Source organism: Cupriavidus sp. H19C3, assembly GCF_049393815.1.
Lineage (GTDB): Bacteria > Pseudomonadota > Gammaproteobacteria > Burkholderiales > Burkholderiaceae > Cupriavidus.
Window position 1 is genome coordinate 335,511 of record NZ_CP184985.1, and the last position, 14,523, is coordinate 350,033.

Genomic DNA, 14,523 nt, shown 5'->3' on the forward strand with positions numbered 1-14,523 from the left:
GGAGCATTCAGGACGGCAAGGTGATCGTGGTGCCAGAGACGTCTTACATGCCTGGCGATATCCCGGTGATCACTGCCGAGACGGGTATGGTCGGCCTGCCCGAGCAGACGCAGAACGGCATCACGATCAAGATGCTGACGAACCCCAGCGTCAAGATCGGCACGCTGATCCAGATCGACAACAAGAGCGTGCAGCAGTACGAGTACAGCCTGAACGTCGGCCAGCAAGTTGAGAACGAACGAATTGCCCTACAGGCAAAGCTGCAGGACGACGGCTATTACTACGTAATGATCGCCGAGCACTCTGGCGACACGAGGGGCAACGAGTATTACACCGAGGTGATATGTCTCGCAGTCGACGCCACCGTGGTGAAGGGATTTATCGATCGTGTCGAGGTCCCGCCAGATAACGTGATCAAGCGCTTTGGCTAGCGAAGGGCTTTGTGATACGCGTCGACATTTCGGCGGTAGTCGTCTGACGAATACGCCGATTTGATGAACCTTCCTGAACCGTCGGGAAGGATCCTCATCTCGGCATAGTTGATAAGCGAGTCATGGCGTCTATCACCAAACTTTGTGATGATCACGATCTCGTCATTGAGCGGACTCACCAGCCTTCCCCAGCAGGCCGGTACGAGTGCGCGCCCGTATAGCGTTTCCCCAGCCCGGAGGTGCTTTGCGTCGGCGAACGGCAGGGAACATGGCGTGTCGCGATATAGGACGGTGACCATGGCTGTACGCGGGGTGATCTCGTCGATCTGCGTTGCGAAGATGATGGCCGTCCTACCAGCGGTGCTTGGATCGAACGACTTTATTTTTATCTCGGCGTCCTCCGCCTCCTGCTTGATTTTCCAAGCGGGCTTCTGAGCCTTTTGCGCGGCCAGTTCGCGATTGCTTTGTGTCAGTGCATCTGCGTCGAACGCGAGCGCGTGGCTTGCAGTCGCCGTCAGGATAATTGCAACCAGGATCTTCATAGCGACACCATGGATAGACGAGAACGGGTCAATGATCCCGAAGTTGCCCTCCGGGAGGCCTTGGACGGATACCGGACCGGGATCTGGACCGCCTTGCCGGGGATCATACAGTCATTCCAGAGCGGGCCCGGCCGGCCGCCCACCTGCTCGGTGCAGCCGGCCATCAAGATGAAGGTGCGCCAGCAAAATGGGGCGATCGTCAGCACGGCGCTGCCCATGCTGGTGGACTGCCCGGTGCAGTTCCCGGCAGGCGGCGGGTGCACACTGACTTTCCCGGTCGCCGCGGGGGACGAATGCCTGGTGGTCTTCGCCAGCCGCTGCATCGACGCCTGGTGGCAGTCTGGCGGCGTGCAGGAGCAGGCCGAGCTGCGCATGCACGACCTGTCCGATGGGTTCGTGCTGCTCGGCTTCCGGTCGGTGCCCCGCGCGCTTTCAGGCGTGAGCATGACCACCGCGCAGCTACGCAGCGATGACGGCACTACCTATGTCGACCTGGACCCAGCCGGGAAGGTGGTGAAGGTCACCGCGCCTGGCGGCATGGTGCTGGACACGCCGACGGTGACAGTGACCGGGGTGATGGCCGTGCAGAACGCCGGCGCGGCGCCGACTGCCTTCTCCATCAACGGCAATACGCAGTTCACCGGCCAGGTGCGCGCCAACGGTAAGCGCATCGATGACGCGCACACGCACAGCGGCGTGCAGCCGGGCAGCGGCAATACTGGCTCGGTCAACTGAGGAATCCCCATGCGCTACCGCAAGCTCGACGCTGACGGCGACTACGTCTTCGGCGGGCAGCAGACCGACTTCTACACGGACGTACCGGAGGCGGTCGCGCAGGCCGTGCTCACCCGTCTGCGCCTGTTCCGCGGCGAATGGTTCCTCGACACCACCGAGGGCACGCCGCTCGACCAGATCATCGGCAAGTACACGGCCGGAACGTACGACGCCGCGATACGCCAGCGCATTCTGGCTACGCAGGGCGTGACCGCGCTGACCGCCTATTCGAGCGACCTGAACGCCGACACGCGGGCGCTGCGCGTCGTCGCGACCATCACCACTCAATACGGGGGCGACCCTGTGCAGATCGAGGCGACACTGTAATGGCCATCACGACCACCGCGCCGACGATTGACGCCAACGGCATCACCGCGCCGACCTATGCCGAGGTGCTGCAATACCTTCAGGACCAGTACCGTGGCATCTATGGGCCTGACGTCTACCTCGAGGCGGACAGCCAGGACGGGCAGCTGCTCGCCGTGTTTGCCGCGTCGATCAACGACGCCAATGCCACAGCGATCGCCATCTACCGGTCGTTCAGTCCGGCCACGGCCCAGGGCGACGCCCTGTCCAGCAACGTGAAGATCAACGGCATCGCGCGCAAGGCCGCGTCGTTCTCCACTGCGGACCTGGTCATCGTTGGTCAGGCTGGTACGACGATCACGAACGGCATCGCCAAGGACGCGAACAACAATCAGTGGACCCTTCCTGCCACCGTGACCATTCCACCAGAGGGAGAGGTCACGGTTACCGCCACCTGCGTTTCGGTGGGCGCGATCGAGGCCGATGCCGGTACCATCAATCAGATCGGAACGCCCACGCGCGGCTGGCAGACCGTGAACAATCCCGCTGATGCTGCTGTGGGGGCACCGGTGGAGTCGGATGCAGCGTTGCGGCAGCGCCAGACGGTGTCGACGGCACTGCCGTCGCTCACGGTGCTGGATGGCATCGTCGGCGCCGTATCGAACATTGCGGGCGTCACGCGACTGCGCGCGTACGAGAACGACACGAACGCAACGGATAGCAACGGGCTGCCCGCGCACTCCATTTCGCTGGTAGTCGAAGGGGGCGACGCGGACGCCATCGCGGCAGCGATCGCGGAGAAGAAGACGCCCGGCTCCGGAACATATGGCACCACGGCGATCGTCGTGCTGGATGTGTACGGCAGGCCGATCACGATCCGCTTCTTCCGCCCCTCGGATGCGGCCATTACCGTAGCGATATCGCTCAAGGCGCTCACCGGCTACACGACCATCACGGGCAACGCCATCAAGCAGGCGGTGGCCGACTATATCAACGGTGTCGACATCGGCGGGGGCACGTCGGGCAGCGTCGAGTGGGCGGACGCGATCACGGCGGCAAATGGTGTGGGCGGGGGTACCACATTCAAGCTGACCGGCCTGACGTTGGCCGGGCCGGGCGGCGCCGGTGCACCTGATGTCGCGCTGGCGTTCAACCAGGTGGCGACGTGCTCTCCCGACGACGTCGTGCTGACGGTGACCTGACATGGCAGACATCAGCGATTACACCGGGCTGGTCACGAGCGAGCACAACCAGAAGCCGAAGTTCATGGGCGTGGTAGCGGCCGTGGCCGGCACTATGGTCGACCAGGCGAATCTGCTGGCCAGCATGCCCGGCAAGTTCGACCTCGACGGCGCGGTGGGAGACCAGCTCGATGCCATCGGCATCTGGGTTGGCATCTCGCGCAACGTGCCGCTTCCTCTCACCGACGTCTACTTCTCATTCGATACCGAGGCGCTCGGCTTTGACCAAGGCAGTTGGAAGGGCCCGTTCGATCCGGACGCTGGCCTGACGCGGCTGGACGATGACACGTACCGGCTGGTGATCCGAGCGAAGATCGGAGCGAACCACTGGGACGGCACCCTGGGTGCCTCGAAGGAGATCCTCGATTCTATTTTCGGGGGCGGCACCTTCGTCTTCATTCAGGACAACCAGGACATGTCCATGACGATCGGCATTGCCGGCGTCATCCCGTCCGCTGTATTTCTTGCGCTGCTGCGCAACGGGCTCATCCCGCTCAAGCCAGAAGGCGTGCGTATCAACATCGTCATCGTAACGAGCGTCGATGGCTCGCCGCTGTTCGGCTTCGATATGGAAAACGACCTCGTGTCCGGCTTTGATGCTGGCGCGTGGGGAACCCCTCTGTAAGGACTCTCATGGCGACAAACGACTTTCTGCCGTTCGGTGGCGACGGTGCGGCCAACGTGATTACGCAGGCCGAATACGCTGCGCTTCTCGCGCGCCTCACCGGCTTTCAATCGGGAGTAGCGCACTCCGACGAGCTCAACAAGGTGTGGCGGCAGGCGAGCATTATGGCGGCAGTGCTTGCGCAGTTCATCGCAGACCGCAGCTTGCAGGACGTGGTGGACGACGGCTCAACGGAGACCATTCTGTCCAACCTGAAGGCCGTGCTGCCAGTGAATGCGGCGCCGCAAGGGCAACTCTCCTACAACGCGGGAAACCTGCTGCTCTCGCCATATCGCGGCAACAAAGTGTTCATCCCTGGGCAAGGAATTGCCACGATTCCTAATGGTGGCGTGAGCTACACGCCGGCAGCCCTGACGACCAACACCTTGTACTACGTCTATGCGACGCTGGTCAGTGGTTCGCTGGTGCTGCAGCTATCCACCACCGGACACGCGACTGACGCGACAGGCGTCGAAGTGATGACCGGCGACAACACGAAAGCCCTGGTCGGCATGGCCTATGCGCTCGGCGCTACGTCGATCGAGGCTACCGTTCGGTCGTGGGCCAATGACCCTGGCTATGCGACGGTCAAAAATCTGACGTCCAACTCGTCCACCACCTCCACCACGCCGACCAACATTAACACCAGTCTCATTACTCCATTTTTGCTGTGGGCGAAAGAAATCCCCACCATCTCGGTCATATCAGGCGTTTCCGTCAGCACCGCCAACTTCTCTGCCGGAACAACCATCGCGGTGGACAATGCTGTGCTTCCGGGTGGCATTGCGACGGTGACCCCGCCGGCGGCAGGCGCGTCGTATAGTTCGGCACTGACGCAATTCGCGGTCGGGCTCGCTGAAGGGCGACACACAGCGAACCTTTTCGGCAACGTGGTTGGGTCGGTGACGGGGACGTGGAGCGGATCGGCTGGCACTTCGAGCCAGACTTCGCTGTCGTTCTCCATCCCCCCGCACAACTGAGGAAATCGCAATGACGAAGAAAGCCATCGGCCCCACCTTCCCCGCCGAACTTGAAGTAGCCGGCCTCATGGGCCTGCCATTCTCATGGTCGGAAGAAGGAGACATCTTCTACTCCGACGCGATCACCGATGCACAGATGGCTGCCATCGAAGCGGTCTACGACAAACACGACCCCACAGCACTGCTGAACCCCTGAGTATTGGGCCGGGATACAATCCAACTTTTCCCCGGAGGGCTGTTTCCGTGAACCGACTGCTCGATCACGCCTATATTCTCTCGATGGTGGCGTTTACGGCCTACAGCCAAATGATCATGCGATGGCAGGTGGGGGCAGCAGGACCGTTGCCTACTGGTACGGCAGACAAGATCTGGTTCATTGCGAAGTTGCTTATGAACCCGTGGGTGCTATCCAGCATTGTCGCGACGTTCATGGCGGGCGTTTCCTGGATGCTTGCACTGACGAAATTCCAGCTTAGCTACGCGTATCCGTTCACAGGCCTCATCTACCTTTTCGTGCTGGTCGCTGGCTACTGGTTGTTCCGAGACAACATCACCGTAGGTCGTGTCGTCGGAACGGCGGTAGTGCTGCTTGGGACGATCATCATCGTCCGCGCAGGTTAAAGAAGGAAGTGCGAAGCCACCAGCGCTATCACGCCGGTCGCTGCAGCTATAACCACGATGGCGCCTACAAGGAAGATTTTTGCGTAGGCTTCTGTCGAGCTAGCTACGTGAGGCTGGTGGTGCGGGGCAGAGTATTTTTTCTGAGACATTTCTTACTCCTAACGGAGCCGCACTAGCATCGCGGCGCCCATCATCCTACCACTTTCAGCATTCTCGCCATTTTCGGTGAGAGGTATCAAAGCCCGCCACATGAACTGAACCCCAGAAGTTGGACGGTTCAAGAAGACTAGGCTTGCAAGGGCTGGGTCCTGTACTGCACGGGACTCAGCCCTTTTAGCTTCAGTCGGATACGTTCGTTGTTGTAGTAGTGGATGTATTGTCGGATCCCACTTTGCAACTGCTTCACGCTGTCGAACTCGTTCAGGTAGAAGAACTCCGACTTGAGCGTTCCGAAGAAGCTTTCCATCGCGGCATTGTCGAGGCAATTTCCCTTACGGGACATACTCTGACGGACCTTTTTGCCCAGGAGCCGTCGATAGGCGGGCATCCGATATTGCCAGCCCTGATCCGAATGCAACAATGGCCGCTCACTACGCTTGAGGCGTGAGATCGCTTTCTTCAGCATGCCGCTGACCAGATCGAACGTGGGCCGTGTGGAACTCTGCCACGCGACGATCTCGCCGTTGTACAGATCCATGACCGGCGACAGGTACAACTTCTGCCCCTTCACGTTGAACTCGGTTACGTCCGTTACCCATTTCTCGTTAGGCCGTTGTGCGGCGAACTGTCGGTTGAGCAGGTTCGGAGCTGCCAGTCCGAGCCCTCCCCGGTAAGAGCGGTATTTCTTCGGTCGTACCAGCGACTTCAGGCCCAACTGCAGCATCAGGCGCCGGACCAACTTGTGATTGACTACCTCGCCGTCCTGCCGAATTGCCGCAGTAATGCGCCGATAGCCATATCGGCCTCGATGGCGCTCATAGATCGCTCGAATGCGCTGCTTGAGTTCAGCGTAACGGTCTCCTGCCAGCAGGGCCTTCTGCTGATAGTAGAAGGTGCTGCGCGCCAGTCCTGCCACCGCCAGCAGAACGGCCAATGGATGATGCTGCCTCAATTCGAGTACTACTTGCGCTTTGCGCGCGGCGCCTGACGCTGCTCCGCTCGAATCAAGGCATCGAGTTTTTTTAGGTACGCCACCTCCGCGCGCAGGTATTCGTTCTCCTTGAGCAACTGCTCACGGGTACGCTGGTCCTGTTCGGATTCCGGCGCAATGGGTTCGGGTGGTGATGAGTTCGGCATCTTCCGGGGACGTCCCTTGGGACGAGGCAATAGTGCAGGCAGACCACCCTCATGATACTGGCGCTCCCAACGGCTGATGGCACCCGGATCACGAATCCCCCAGATCGCTCGCGCCTCAGATTGCGACAGGTTGTCCCGCTGGATGCCTTCAAGCACCGCCAGCTTGAATTCCGCGCTGTACTTGCTGTGCCCCTTGCGTCGTAACCCGCGTCGACCGTGAAGCTCATGCAGCGCAACCCACTCGCGGGCCAGCGTACGGCCCACCCCATACTCCCGCGCTAGCTCCCTAAAGCCTATACCTCCGGCCAGATATCGCTTTACTACTCTGAGCTTCAATTGCTCGTCGTGCTTCGCCATGAAAAACACCCCAAGGGTTGGATCAGTGTCCAACTCTTGGGGTGCAGTTCAACAAGCGGGCTTTTTCATTTCCGGGGGTCTCATGGCAGAAAGCACAACGACGGGAGCGGAGAAGAAGCCCCGATGGATAGACACGACCATCAATCTGCAGACGCTGCTTGGCAGCGTCATCGGCGGAGGGATCGCGCTCGCTTTCGCCTATTTCGGCGTGGTGCGCGATGTCGCAGCACTCAAGCAGACCGACCAGGAACACGAACGGCGGTTCGCCCGAGTCGAATCCGACATCCGCCAGACGCGTGACGACACATCGCAGCAGCTGCGTGCAATGGGCGCAGACATGAAAGAACAGCTCAACGTGGTCAGCAACGATGTCAAGGACATCCGTCGCTACCTCATGGACAACGCCGCCGGCGCGCGGCCCGACATCAAACGGTGGACGCGATGACGAAATTCCTGGCCGACGAGTGGTCGGCGATCAAACGGTGGTGGTCGGTCTGGGTTGGCGTGCTCACCGCCGCGCTGCTGGCCGCAGTGCCGGTGGTGGCCGAGCGCTGGCCCGACCTGGCGCCGGGTTTCATCGCGCTGTTTCCGAAGCACGGCGAGCAACTGGCGCCGCTGGTGGGCGTGCTGCTGACCGTGGCCGCGCGGCTGATCAGCCAGGCTGCGGTCATGGATGCGTTCCGCCGGCTGTTCCGGAACAAGGGGGGCGACGATGCCGCGGATCACACCTGACGCTGCTGGTGGCCAGAACGTGTGCGCATTTCTGGATCTCATCGGATACAGCGAGGACACGTCCACTCGGGCGAATAGCGACGATGGCTACAACGTCATAGTGGGTGGCACGCTGTTTCCTGACTACAGCCAGCATCCGCGCATTGCGATCAAGACGCGCTGGGGTTGGTCGGACGCCGCGGGTCGCTATCAGATCATGGCCGCGATCCCCAACGTCATTCGCACCGACACGTGGGACTGGGCGAGCCGCGCGTGCAAGGTGCCAGACTTCAGTCCGCTATCGCAGGATTTGGTCGCTATCTACCTGATCCGACGCCGCGGCGCGCTGGAAGACGTCAAAGCCGGGCGCATTGCGGTGGCAGTGGACAAGTGCCGGAAAGAATGGGCCAGTCTGCCGGGGGCGGGCTATGGGCAACGCGAACACTCGGTGGATTTCCTGATCGCCGAGTACAAGAAGGCCGGGGGACGACTGTCATGACCGCGCTATTTGCCATTGTCGCGAAGCTGTGGCCAGCGCTGCTCGGCGCCATTGTCGCGGCCGGCGGCTTGCTTGCCGGCTGGGCGCGCCACAAGCAGGCGCAGACGACGGACGCGCAGGCGGCCCAGAAAGCGGCCGAGGCCGATACCAAGGTCGCCAACGTCGAAAAGTCCGAAGCTGAAGCCAATGCCGTGGCGGCGCGCGTCGGCGCCGAAGCGGCCAAGGAGAGAACCCATGTGGAAAATGACATTGCTGCTGGCGCTCCTGGCGAGTCTGCTGAGCGCCTGCGCAGCGAATGGTCCCGCGACTGAGCCCGATCCCCAGGTTGTTACCCGCACGCGCGTCGTGGACACCGGCTGCGACTGGACGAAGCCTATCCTCGTGAGCAAGTCGGACGTGCTGTCCGACGACACGGCCAAGGCGATCCTCGCCCACAACGTGGCCGGCGCCAAGGTCTGCGGCTGGAAACCAAAGGGGAAGTAGACTCGTTTGTCTTGAATGTGTGGGGTTCCTACCATTGATGAAACAATGATGACATGGAAGAATGTGCCACTTTTTGCATTGTGGCGCCAACTCCATGACATACGACGAATTCCGGAGGGCCCGGTACTTCGATTCCCTGACAGGCCTGCGTGCCATCGCGGTCTCGCTGGTGCTGGTCAATCACTACGCCGGTAAGTCCGGAGACTTCCTGATGGGCTGGCTCGGCGTGCAGATCTTCTTTGTCCTGAGCGGATTTCTCATCACCACGCTTCTGCTGCGTGAGCATGACGACACTGGTTCCGTCTCCCTGATCAACTTCTACGTCCGCCGCGCATTCCGGATTTTCCCGGTCTACTACCTGATCTTCGCCGTTCTGCTGTGGCAGGCATTCAACATGGGCGGCGAGCGGTGGGACACGCTGGTCAAGGCGCTGCCGTACTACCTCACCTTCAACAACGAGCAGTTCGGTGCGACCTCGTGGCGCATCACCTGGACGCTCGGTATCGAGTGGAAGTTCTACCTGCTGTGGCCATTCCTCGCATTCGTGGTCGCGCGCGGCCCGCGCTCGCGATTCGCCATCGGCATCTTTACGATGATCGTGCTGGTATGCACGTGGCGCGGCCACTTCGTCGGCCCGGCGCATTACAGCGTTCTGCTGGCTGGCGCGCTGCTGGCGATGGTCATGCACGACCGTCGCTTGTACCGCATCGTACAGCCGCTGACCACACCCGTCGTGAGCACGTCGGTGTGCGTCGCCTTTGCGGTCATGCAGTTCTATTTGACCGATATCCGCAACTGGATGGGCAATCCCAATGACGGACCTTTCGACAACCTGTATGGCCTAATGGTCTGCCTGCTTCTGCCGGCGATCCTCGGTGACGGGCTGCCGCGCAAGGTGCTGTCCAGCAAGCCATTCAAGTTCGTGGGCGACCGGTCCTATTCCCTCTACCTGATCCAGATCTCGGTTGCCGAGGCGGCGTCCGGCTTCGCCATTTGGCGCCAGTGGAATTTCGAGTTCATGCTCATCGTCCTGGCGTTCGGGCTGATCGTGGCCGACTTCCTGTACCGCTACGTCGAGAAGCCGATGATCCGCGTAGGACACAGGATAGAGGGCGCCGTAGCGAGGCTAAAAAAAGCGCCGCATGGTATTACGGCGGCGCGAATGACTTCAGGGGAATGACAGTATCCGACCGCGGCGCGGCGGCTTCAATTCGATTCTGAGGTATCAGCTTCTGGTCGGAGCGTCGGCGCGCCAGGCAGACCAGTAGTAGTGCGAATGCCGCCCGTGCTTTACCCGTTTGCGCTCGACCGACAGCCTGACCCGGCCAAGCGGGCCGGCATCGATCTCGACCTCATGCCGATCCGCGCCGGGCATGGATGCCGGGGGAAGGGTGGCCAGGCCCTTGGAGATCAGGTCACCGGGGACCAGTGAGAGGATTCCATTCTCGCTGTCGGGCTGGCGCTCGCCGGCCGTATCGTGGGCCGGTAACTGGCAGCCCTGCGCTAGCTTGCTGTTGCCCATGGTGCACACCGATTACTGTATGGGCATACAGTGTATAGCTGCCGTACCTCTCTCAGAACGGACGTCACCTGTTTATTTTTACAGTGCTGTATGGGGCACTGTATTTTGGAAGCACGCTAACCGGGATATTGGAAAGCGTTGGAACGGAAAGACAAAGGGCTCACCCCTTGTGGGGGTAAGCCCTTGATCTAAAACGGCAAAACACTGCAAAAACTGGTCGGAGCGATAGGATTCGAACCTACGACCCTCTGATCCCAAATCAGATGCGCTACCAGGCTGCGCTACGCTCCGAAGCCGGCGATTGTAGCCTCTTGGCGACCGGCGGGTCAATTGCGGCGTGCGCCTCATGGATGGAGGTGCCGCACAGTTGTTGCCAGGGCGAGGCTGGCGGCCCTTTCCCGATCTGAAATTTTGGCTTGACTTGGTGCGTTGCGCTGAGATAATCCGCACACCGCTAGGGTCCGATGCTCCGCGCAATCTTGCGGGGCGCATGCAGATCTCATCCGGACCCGGTCCCGACAATCACAACAATGGCACGCCTGCCGTCGCGAGCGACGCGGCGGCATGTCCGTTGCCTGAGCAAGGCTCGCCCTGCGTGTGTGCAGGAGCGCGGGCGCGCATCCGGAACCGGCGGAAACGATATGGCGGCCCATCGCAGGCCGTAACAGAAGGACGGCAGCGCGGCGCGGAGCCTTGTCGGGGCCTTGGTGAACGGGAAAGAAGATGTTTCAGTCGCAGGTGGTAGTGCTGATCGCGGGCTTGTTCGCGCTGCAGATGGCGGTCGTCTGCGCCGTGCTGCGGCGTTCCACGGGCATGGATCGCAGCGGGCTGACCTCATGGGCGATCGGCGACCTCACCGTGGCATTCGCGGTGGTCCTGCTGGCCATGCATATGATGCGCCCGGAATGGCCGCTCGATGCGCTGCCGGAGCTTGTGCTGAGCGCGGGTCTGTCGATGATGGTTTACGGTACGCGTCATTTCTTTGGCCGGCCCGGCCGGGCCAGGTTGCTGCTGGCGCTCAACGTGCCCGGTCTCGCGGCGTACGGCGTGCACGCGCTCGACTCCGCTCTCATGCCGGCCGCGGCCGGCAACCCTGAACCCGTGGTCGCGGGGCTGGCGCTGGCCGCCTCGGTAATCCAGATCCTGTTGCTGCTCGAGCTGGTCCGCGTGACCGTGCCGCGCCTGCGCTTCAAACGCGGCACTGGCCGGCTGGCCGCGCTCTCGCTGATCCTGATAGCGCTGGCCTGCACCGGCGCGGTGGGCCTGTCGCTGTCGCCGGCGGTAGCGGCGCTGATCGAAGAGCGTGCGCTGCGCACCGCGCTGCCGCACGATGGCCTGATCGTGCTGCTCGTGTTTGGCGTGGTTGGCCTCTCGGTCAGTTTTGCGCTGATGGCGCATGATCGCCTGCGCCGCATGCTGGAGCGGCGCGCACGGCATGACGACCTGACCGACGTGCTGTCGCGCGGGGCGTTCTGGGAAGAACTCGAGGCAGCGTGCGCACAAGCGGAACGTTCGCGCCAGCCGTTGACGGTGGCGTTTGTCGACCTCGATCACTTCAAGGCCATCAACGACCTCTACGGTCATATGGCGGGTGACAGCGTGCTGCGGCACTTTGCCGGCCTGCTCCGGAAGTCCGCGCGGCCGCAGGACGTGCTGGGTCGCCTGGGCGGCGAGGAGTTTGCCGTCGTCATGCCCGGCACCTCGATGGAAACCGGCCGCGCCGCAAGCCTGCGCCTCAATACGCTGGTCCGCGCGACGCCATGCCCGTCGGAACCCGACCCGATTGCCTACACCGTCAGCATCGGCATGGCGGAATGGCGCGCTGGCGAAAACGCCGATGCTGTCATGCGCCGCGCCGACCGCGCGCTCTACGATGCCAAGCAGATGGGACGCAACTGCGTGTCGTCGCACGACGCTGGCGAAGGCGTTGGCATGCCGCGCCGACCGCGCGTGAGGGAAGGCGAGCGCGAGGCCTCCTGAGGTGTCGCGCGCTGCCGGCTCACGTCCGGCAGCCGGGCGCGCCAGGGAGGTGGTCTTCTTGCCGCCCGCGACCTACGGTAGAATGCGGGCCTCACCACCGGCCGCCCTTAGCTCAGTTGGATAGAGCACTCGCCTTCTAAGCGAGTGGTCAGAGGTTCGAATCCTCTAGGGCGGGCCACTGCATCCGCATACTCCCGCTCCGGCGGGTTTCGGCATCCTGCCGCGACCCTCCGCTTCATCGTTTCCGCTGCTTTCTCCTCTCCCGCTGCCGATTTCCCGTGTCGCCGCATTGGCGGCCATTGACGGGCAATGCCTGTCTTGCCTGCTTCGGTCGCTTCCACTCATGTTCGCACGTAAATCCTGTTGTTGAAAATAGATAAAACAAATCACCTGACATTGAATTTGATGCGGGTGAATATTGTCTGAAAAATTTTCATAAATGTTTTTTAGACATTTAATCTTTCGATAAAAATCAGGAAATCAGCCTGTGGGGAAGCTTCCGGAGTGATGGACGCTTGCTTTTTGACGCGGCATTGCTATTTTTCATGCAAGGCTGTCGAGATAAATTGCCGTCGACAAAAAGAATAAGAATTTCACCTGTCATTGGTGAGAAGTCGATTTTAATAAAGTCGTCGCCGGAGAATGTGCGATGTCAAGGAACGCAGAAATCCCGATGCGAGCACGGGATTTCTCGCGTTGCCCGATGGCCAGATGGCACCGCTGGCCCTGGGGGGCGAGCCGCTCGGCCCGGCCGAATCGCTGATTCCGACGCAGAGCGAGAGCGCGGGTTTGTGGGGGATGCCGCCGTGGCTGTTGCTCGCCGGTGTGGGAGCGGCCATCGCCGGCGACTTGGGGCGATGAGGTTGTTGATGACGGAAGAACACAGTTTGTCGTCTCGGGAGACGCGCAGGACAGCGTGAATCTTCGCAAACCGACCGGGAGTACGTGGACGGACGCCGGCACGCAAACCGTGGATGGCGTTTCGTATCACGTTTTCACGTTTGGCACCAGCGAACTGTTGGTGGATGACAGGGTGCATGTAACGCAGATCTAGCGCCCAGGCGCGCATGGAGCATGACATGAAACCACATGAGATTGCTTCCCTCCGGCGCTGCGCCATCGGCTGCGCGGTCTGGCTGGTTTCGTCCACGTCTACTGTGGCGCAGGCGGGCATCGCCTTTGCCGCCGAGGTCGATCTCGGCCCGCCAGCGTCGTTGGCCACGGCAATGGAGGGCCCGGTCTATGCGCCGGTACCCGCTGCCGCGGCGGACCAGGCGCAGATCGTGTTCTTCCGACCGTCGTTGCCGAGTAGTGCTGCGCGCTCGCAGCCCGCACACATCTACCTGGACGGCGAGTTCCAGACCGCGTTGATGCCCGGTGGCTTCAATCGCTTCTGCACCACGCCGGGTGGCCATACGCTCGAGGCCTACATCGGCGATGCGCCCACCTATGCCGGCAAGGCGAGCCCCGGCGAAAAGGTCGATCTGGCAGGTGGGAAAACCTACTTCGCTGCGGTGTCGGAAGACGGCAGGACGCGCGCGATGCTGTACCAGCGCCCCGAAGCCGAACGCATGCTCACCAGCGTGCGAGAGCAGCGCTATGTGCTGAGCCGCGCCAGCGCCGCCGTGCCCTGTACCGGCGAGTCGCCGGAAAAGCCGGACTTCACGCTTGCGGGCGACATGTTGTTTGCGTTTGCCAGGTCGGATCTGGGCAGCATGACGCAGGCCGGACGGGCCGATCTTCGCAATATCGCCGGGCAGATCCGGCAGAAGGTGGGCGATGCCACGGACGTCCGTGTTTCGGTGCGGGGTCACGCGGATCCCATCGGACCTGCGGCTTTCAACCAGAGACTGTCTGAAGCCCGTGCGGAAACTGTCCGTCGCGTGCTTGTCGAGAACGGCGTGCCGGCCAACATCATCGTCGCCAATGGCGTGGGGAGTAGCCAGCCCTTGGTGTCGTGTCCGAAGCGCGGGAAGTTCTCGGCGCGTATCGATTGCAACGCGCCGAATCGCCGCGTGGAGATTCGGGTGAATCGCATGCCGTGAGTTGCTTATGTCGCCCGACGATACGACGCTTGCCGCCAGCGCCGTGGTCGCATCGGTGACGGTGGCTACTG

General features: G+C 61.8%; 18 protein-coding genes and 2 tRNA genes. 16 read left to right on the top strand and 4 right to left on the bottom strand.

Annotated features, from left to right (window positions below; translation table 11 throughout):
• Positions 1 to 427 precede the first annotated feature (427 nt).
• Complete coding sequence (locus tag DFLDMN_RS01635; RefSeq protein WP_423196798.1) at positions 428 to 973, bottom strand: hypothetical protein; 546 nt, start codon at positions 971 to 973, stop codon at positions 428 to 430.
• A 9-nt stretch (positions 974 to 982) separates the two neighbouring features.
• Here DFLDMN_RS01635 and DFLDMN_RS01640 point away from each other — a divergent pair, with 9 nt between their 5' ends.
• From DFLDMN_RS01640 to DFLDMN_RS01670, 7 genes are read left to right on the top strand one after another with little or no spacing between them, the layout of a single operon-like run.
• Positions 983 to 1,708: a Gp138 family membrane-puncturing spike protein gene (locus DFLDMN_RS01640; RefSeq protein WP_423196799.1), complete on the top strand. Its 726-nt coding sequence runs from the start codon at positions 983 to 985 to the stop codon at positions 1,706 to 1,708.
• Between the two features lie 9 nt (positions 1,709 to 1,717).
• The gene (locus DFLDMN_RS01645) at positions 1,718 to 2,074 is read left to right on the top strand and encodes a hypothetical protein (RefSeq protein ID WP_423196800.1); all 357 of its coding nucleotides are present in this window, start codon (positions 1,718 to 1,720) and stop codon (positions 2,072 to 2,074) included.
• Complete coding sequence (locus DFLDMN_RS01650; protein WP_423196801.1) at positions 2,074 to 3,255, top strand: baseplate J/gp47 family protein; 1,182 nt, start codon at positions 2,074 to 2,076, stop codon at positions 3,253 to 3,255. Before DFLDMN_RS01645 ends, DFLDMN_RS01650 begins: the two co-directional genes overlap by 1 nt.
• 1 nt (position 3,256) lies before the next feature.
• The gene (locus DFLDMN_RS01655) at positions 3,257 to 3,919 is read left to right on the top strand and encodes a DUF2612 domain-containing protein (protein ID WP_423196802.1); all 663 of its coding nucleotides are present in this window, start codon (positions 3,257 to 3,259) and stop codon (positions 3,917 to 3,919) included.
• Between the two features lie 8 nt (positions 3,920 to 3,927).
• Positions 3,928 to 4,938 (top strand): hypothetical protein, encoded by a 1,011-nt coding sequence (locus tag DFLDMN_RS01660; protein ID WP_423196803.1) that lies wholly within the window; start codon positions 3,928 to 3,930, stop codon positions 4,936 to 4,938.
• A 10-nt stretch (positions 4,939 to 4,948) separates the two neighbouring features.
• Entirely contained in the window at positions 4,949 to 5,134 is a 186-nt protein-coding gene (locus tag DFLDMN_RS01665; protein WP_423196804.1) for a hypothetical protein, read from the top strand.
• A gap of 47 nt (positions 5,135 to 5,181) precedes the next feature.
• Positions 5,182 to 5,559, top strand: coding sequence for a hypothetical protein (locus DFLDMN_RS01670; protein WP_423196805.1), 378 nt, complete (start codon positions 5,182 to 5,184; stop codon positions 5,557 to 5,559).
• 286 nt (positions 5,560 to 5,845) lie between these two features.
• Here the strand turns inward: DFLDMN_RS01670 and DFLDMN_RS01675 are convergent.
• A protein-coding gene (locus DFLDMN_RS01675; protein WP_423196806.1) for an IS3 family transposase occupies positions 5,846 to 7,212 on the bottom strand; the annotation gives its coding sequence in 2 pieces (ribosomal slippage) (positions 5,846 to 6,735 and positions 6,735 to 7,212; 1,368 coding nt in all).
• Between the two features lie 82 nt (positions 7,213 to 7,294).
• Between DFLDMN_RS01675 and DFLDMN_RS01680 the strand changes: the two genes are divergently transcribed.
• The 5 genes from DFLDMN_RS01680 to DFLDMN_RS01700 all read left to right on the top strand — a co-directional run bounded on the left by DFLDMN_RS01680 (position 7,295) and on the right by DFLDMN_RS01700 (position 10,085).
• The gene (locus DFLDMN_RS01680) at positions 7,295 to 7,657 is read left to right on the top strand and encodes a hypothetical protein (RefSeq protein ID WP_423196807.1); all 363 of its coding nucleotides are present in this window, start codon (positions 7,295 to 7,297) and stop codon (positions 7,655 to 7,657) included.
• On the top strand, positions 7,654 to 7,944 hold the full coding sequence (locus DFLDMN_RS01685) for a hypothetical protein (RefSeq protein ID WP_423196808.1): 291 nt from the start codon (positions 7,654 to 7,656) through the stop codon (positions 7,942 to 7,944). The genes DFLDMN_RS01680 and DFLDMN_RS01685 overlap by 4 nt, the downstream gene beginning before the upstream one ends.
• Complete coding sequence (locus DFLDMN_RS01690) at positions 7,925 to 8,422, top strand: glycoside hydrolase family 104 protein (RefSeq protein ID WP_423196809.1); 498 nt, start codon at positions 7,925 to 7,927, stop codon at positions 8,420 to 8,422. The genes DFLDMN_RS01685 and DFLDMN_RS01690 overlap by 20 nt, the downstream gene beginning before the upstream one ends.
• The gene (locus tag DFLDMN_RS01695) at positions 8,419 to 8,733 is read left to right on the top strand and encodes a hypothetical protein (protein ID WP_423196810.1); all 315 of its coding nucleotides are present in this window, start codon (positions 8,419 to 8,421) and stop codon (positions 8,731 to 8,733) included. Before DFLDMN_RS01690 ends, DFLDMN_RS01695 begins: the two co-directional genes overlap by 4 nt.
• Positions 8,734 to 8,999: 266 nt before the next feature.
• Entirely contained in the window at positions 9,000 to 10,085 is a 1,086-nt protein-coding gene (locus DFLDMN_RS01700; protein ID WP_423196811.1) for an acyltransferase family protein, read from the top strand.
• Positions 10,086 to 10,130: 45 nt separating this feature from the next.
• Here DFLDMN_RS01700 and DFLDMN_RS01705 read toward each other — a convergent pair whose 3' ends face one another.
• On the bottom strand, positions 10,131 to 10,427 hold the full coding sequence (locus DFLDMN_RS01705; protein WP_423196812.1) for a hypothetical protein: 297 nt from the start codon (positions 10,425 to 10,427) through the stop codon (positions 10,131 to 10,133).
• A 214-nt stretch (positions 10,428 to 10,641) separates the two neighbouring features.
• Positions 10,642 to 10,718: transfer RNA gene (locus DFLDMN_RS01710), tRNA-Pro, on the bottom strand.
• A 432-nt stretch (positions 10,719 to 11,150) separates the two neighbouring features.
• Between DFLDMN_RS01710 and DFLDMN_RS01715 the strand changes: the two genes are divergently transcribed.
• The 4 genes from DFLDMN_RS01715 (at position 11,151) to DFLDMN_RS01730 (ending at position 14,452) form a co-directional block, all read left to right on the top strand.
• Positions 11,151 to 12,407, top strand: a complete 1,257-nt coding sequence (locus DFLDMN_RS01715; RefSeq protein ID WP_423196813.1) for a diguanylate cyclase — start codon at positions 11,151 to 11,153, stop codon at positions 12,405 to 12,407.
• A 101-nt stretch (positions 12,408 to 12,508) separates the two neighbouring features.
• Positions 12,509 to 12,585: transfer RNA gene (locus DFLDMN_RS01720), tRNA-Arg, on the top strand.
• A 464-nt stretch (positions 12,586 to 13,049) separates the two neighbouring features.
• Positions 13,050 to 13,268, top strand: a complete 219-nt coding sequence (locus DFLDMN_RS01725; protein ID WP_423196814.1) for a hypothetical protein — start codon at positions 13,050 to 13,052, stop codon at positions 13,266 to 13,268.
• A 218-nt stretch (positions 13,269 to 13,486) separates the two neighbouring features.
• The gene (locus DFLDMN_RS01730; protein ID WP_423196815.1) at positions 13,487 to 14,452 is read left to right on the top strand and encodes an OmpA family protein; all 966 of its coding nucleotides are present in this window, start codon (positions 13,487 to 13,489) and stop codon (positions 14,450 to 14,452) included.
• Positions 14,453 to 14,523 lie beyond the last annotated feature (71 nt).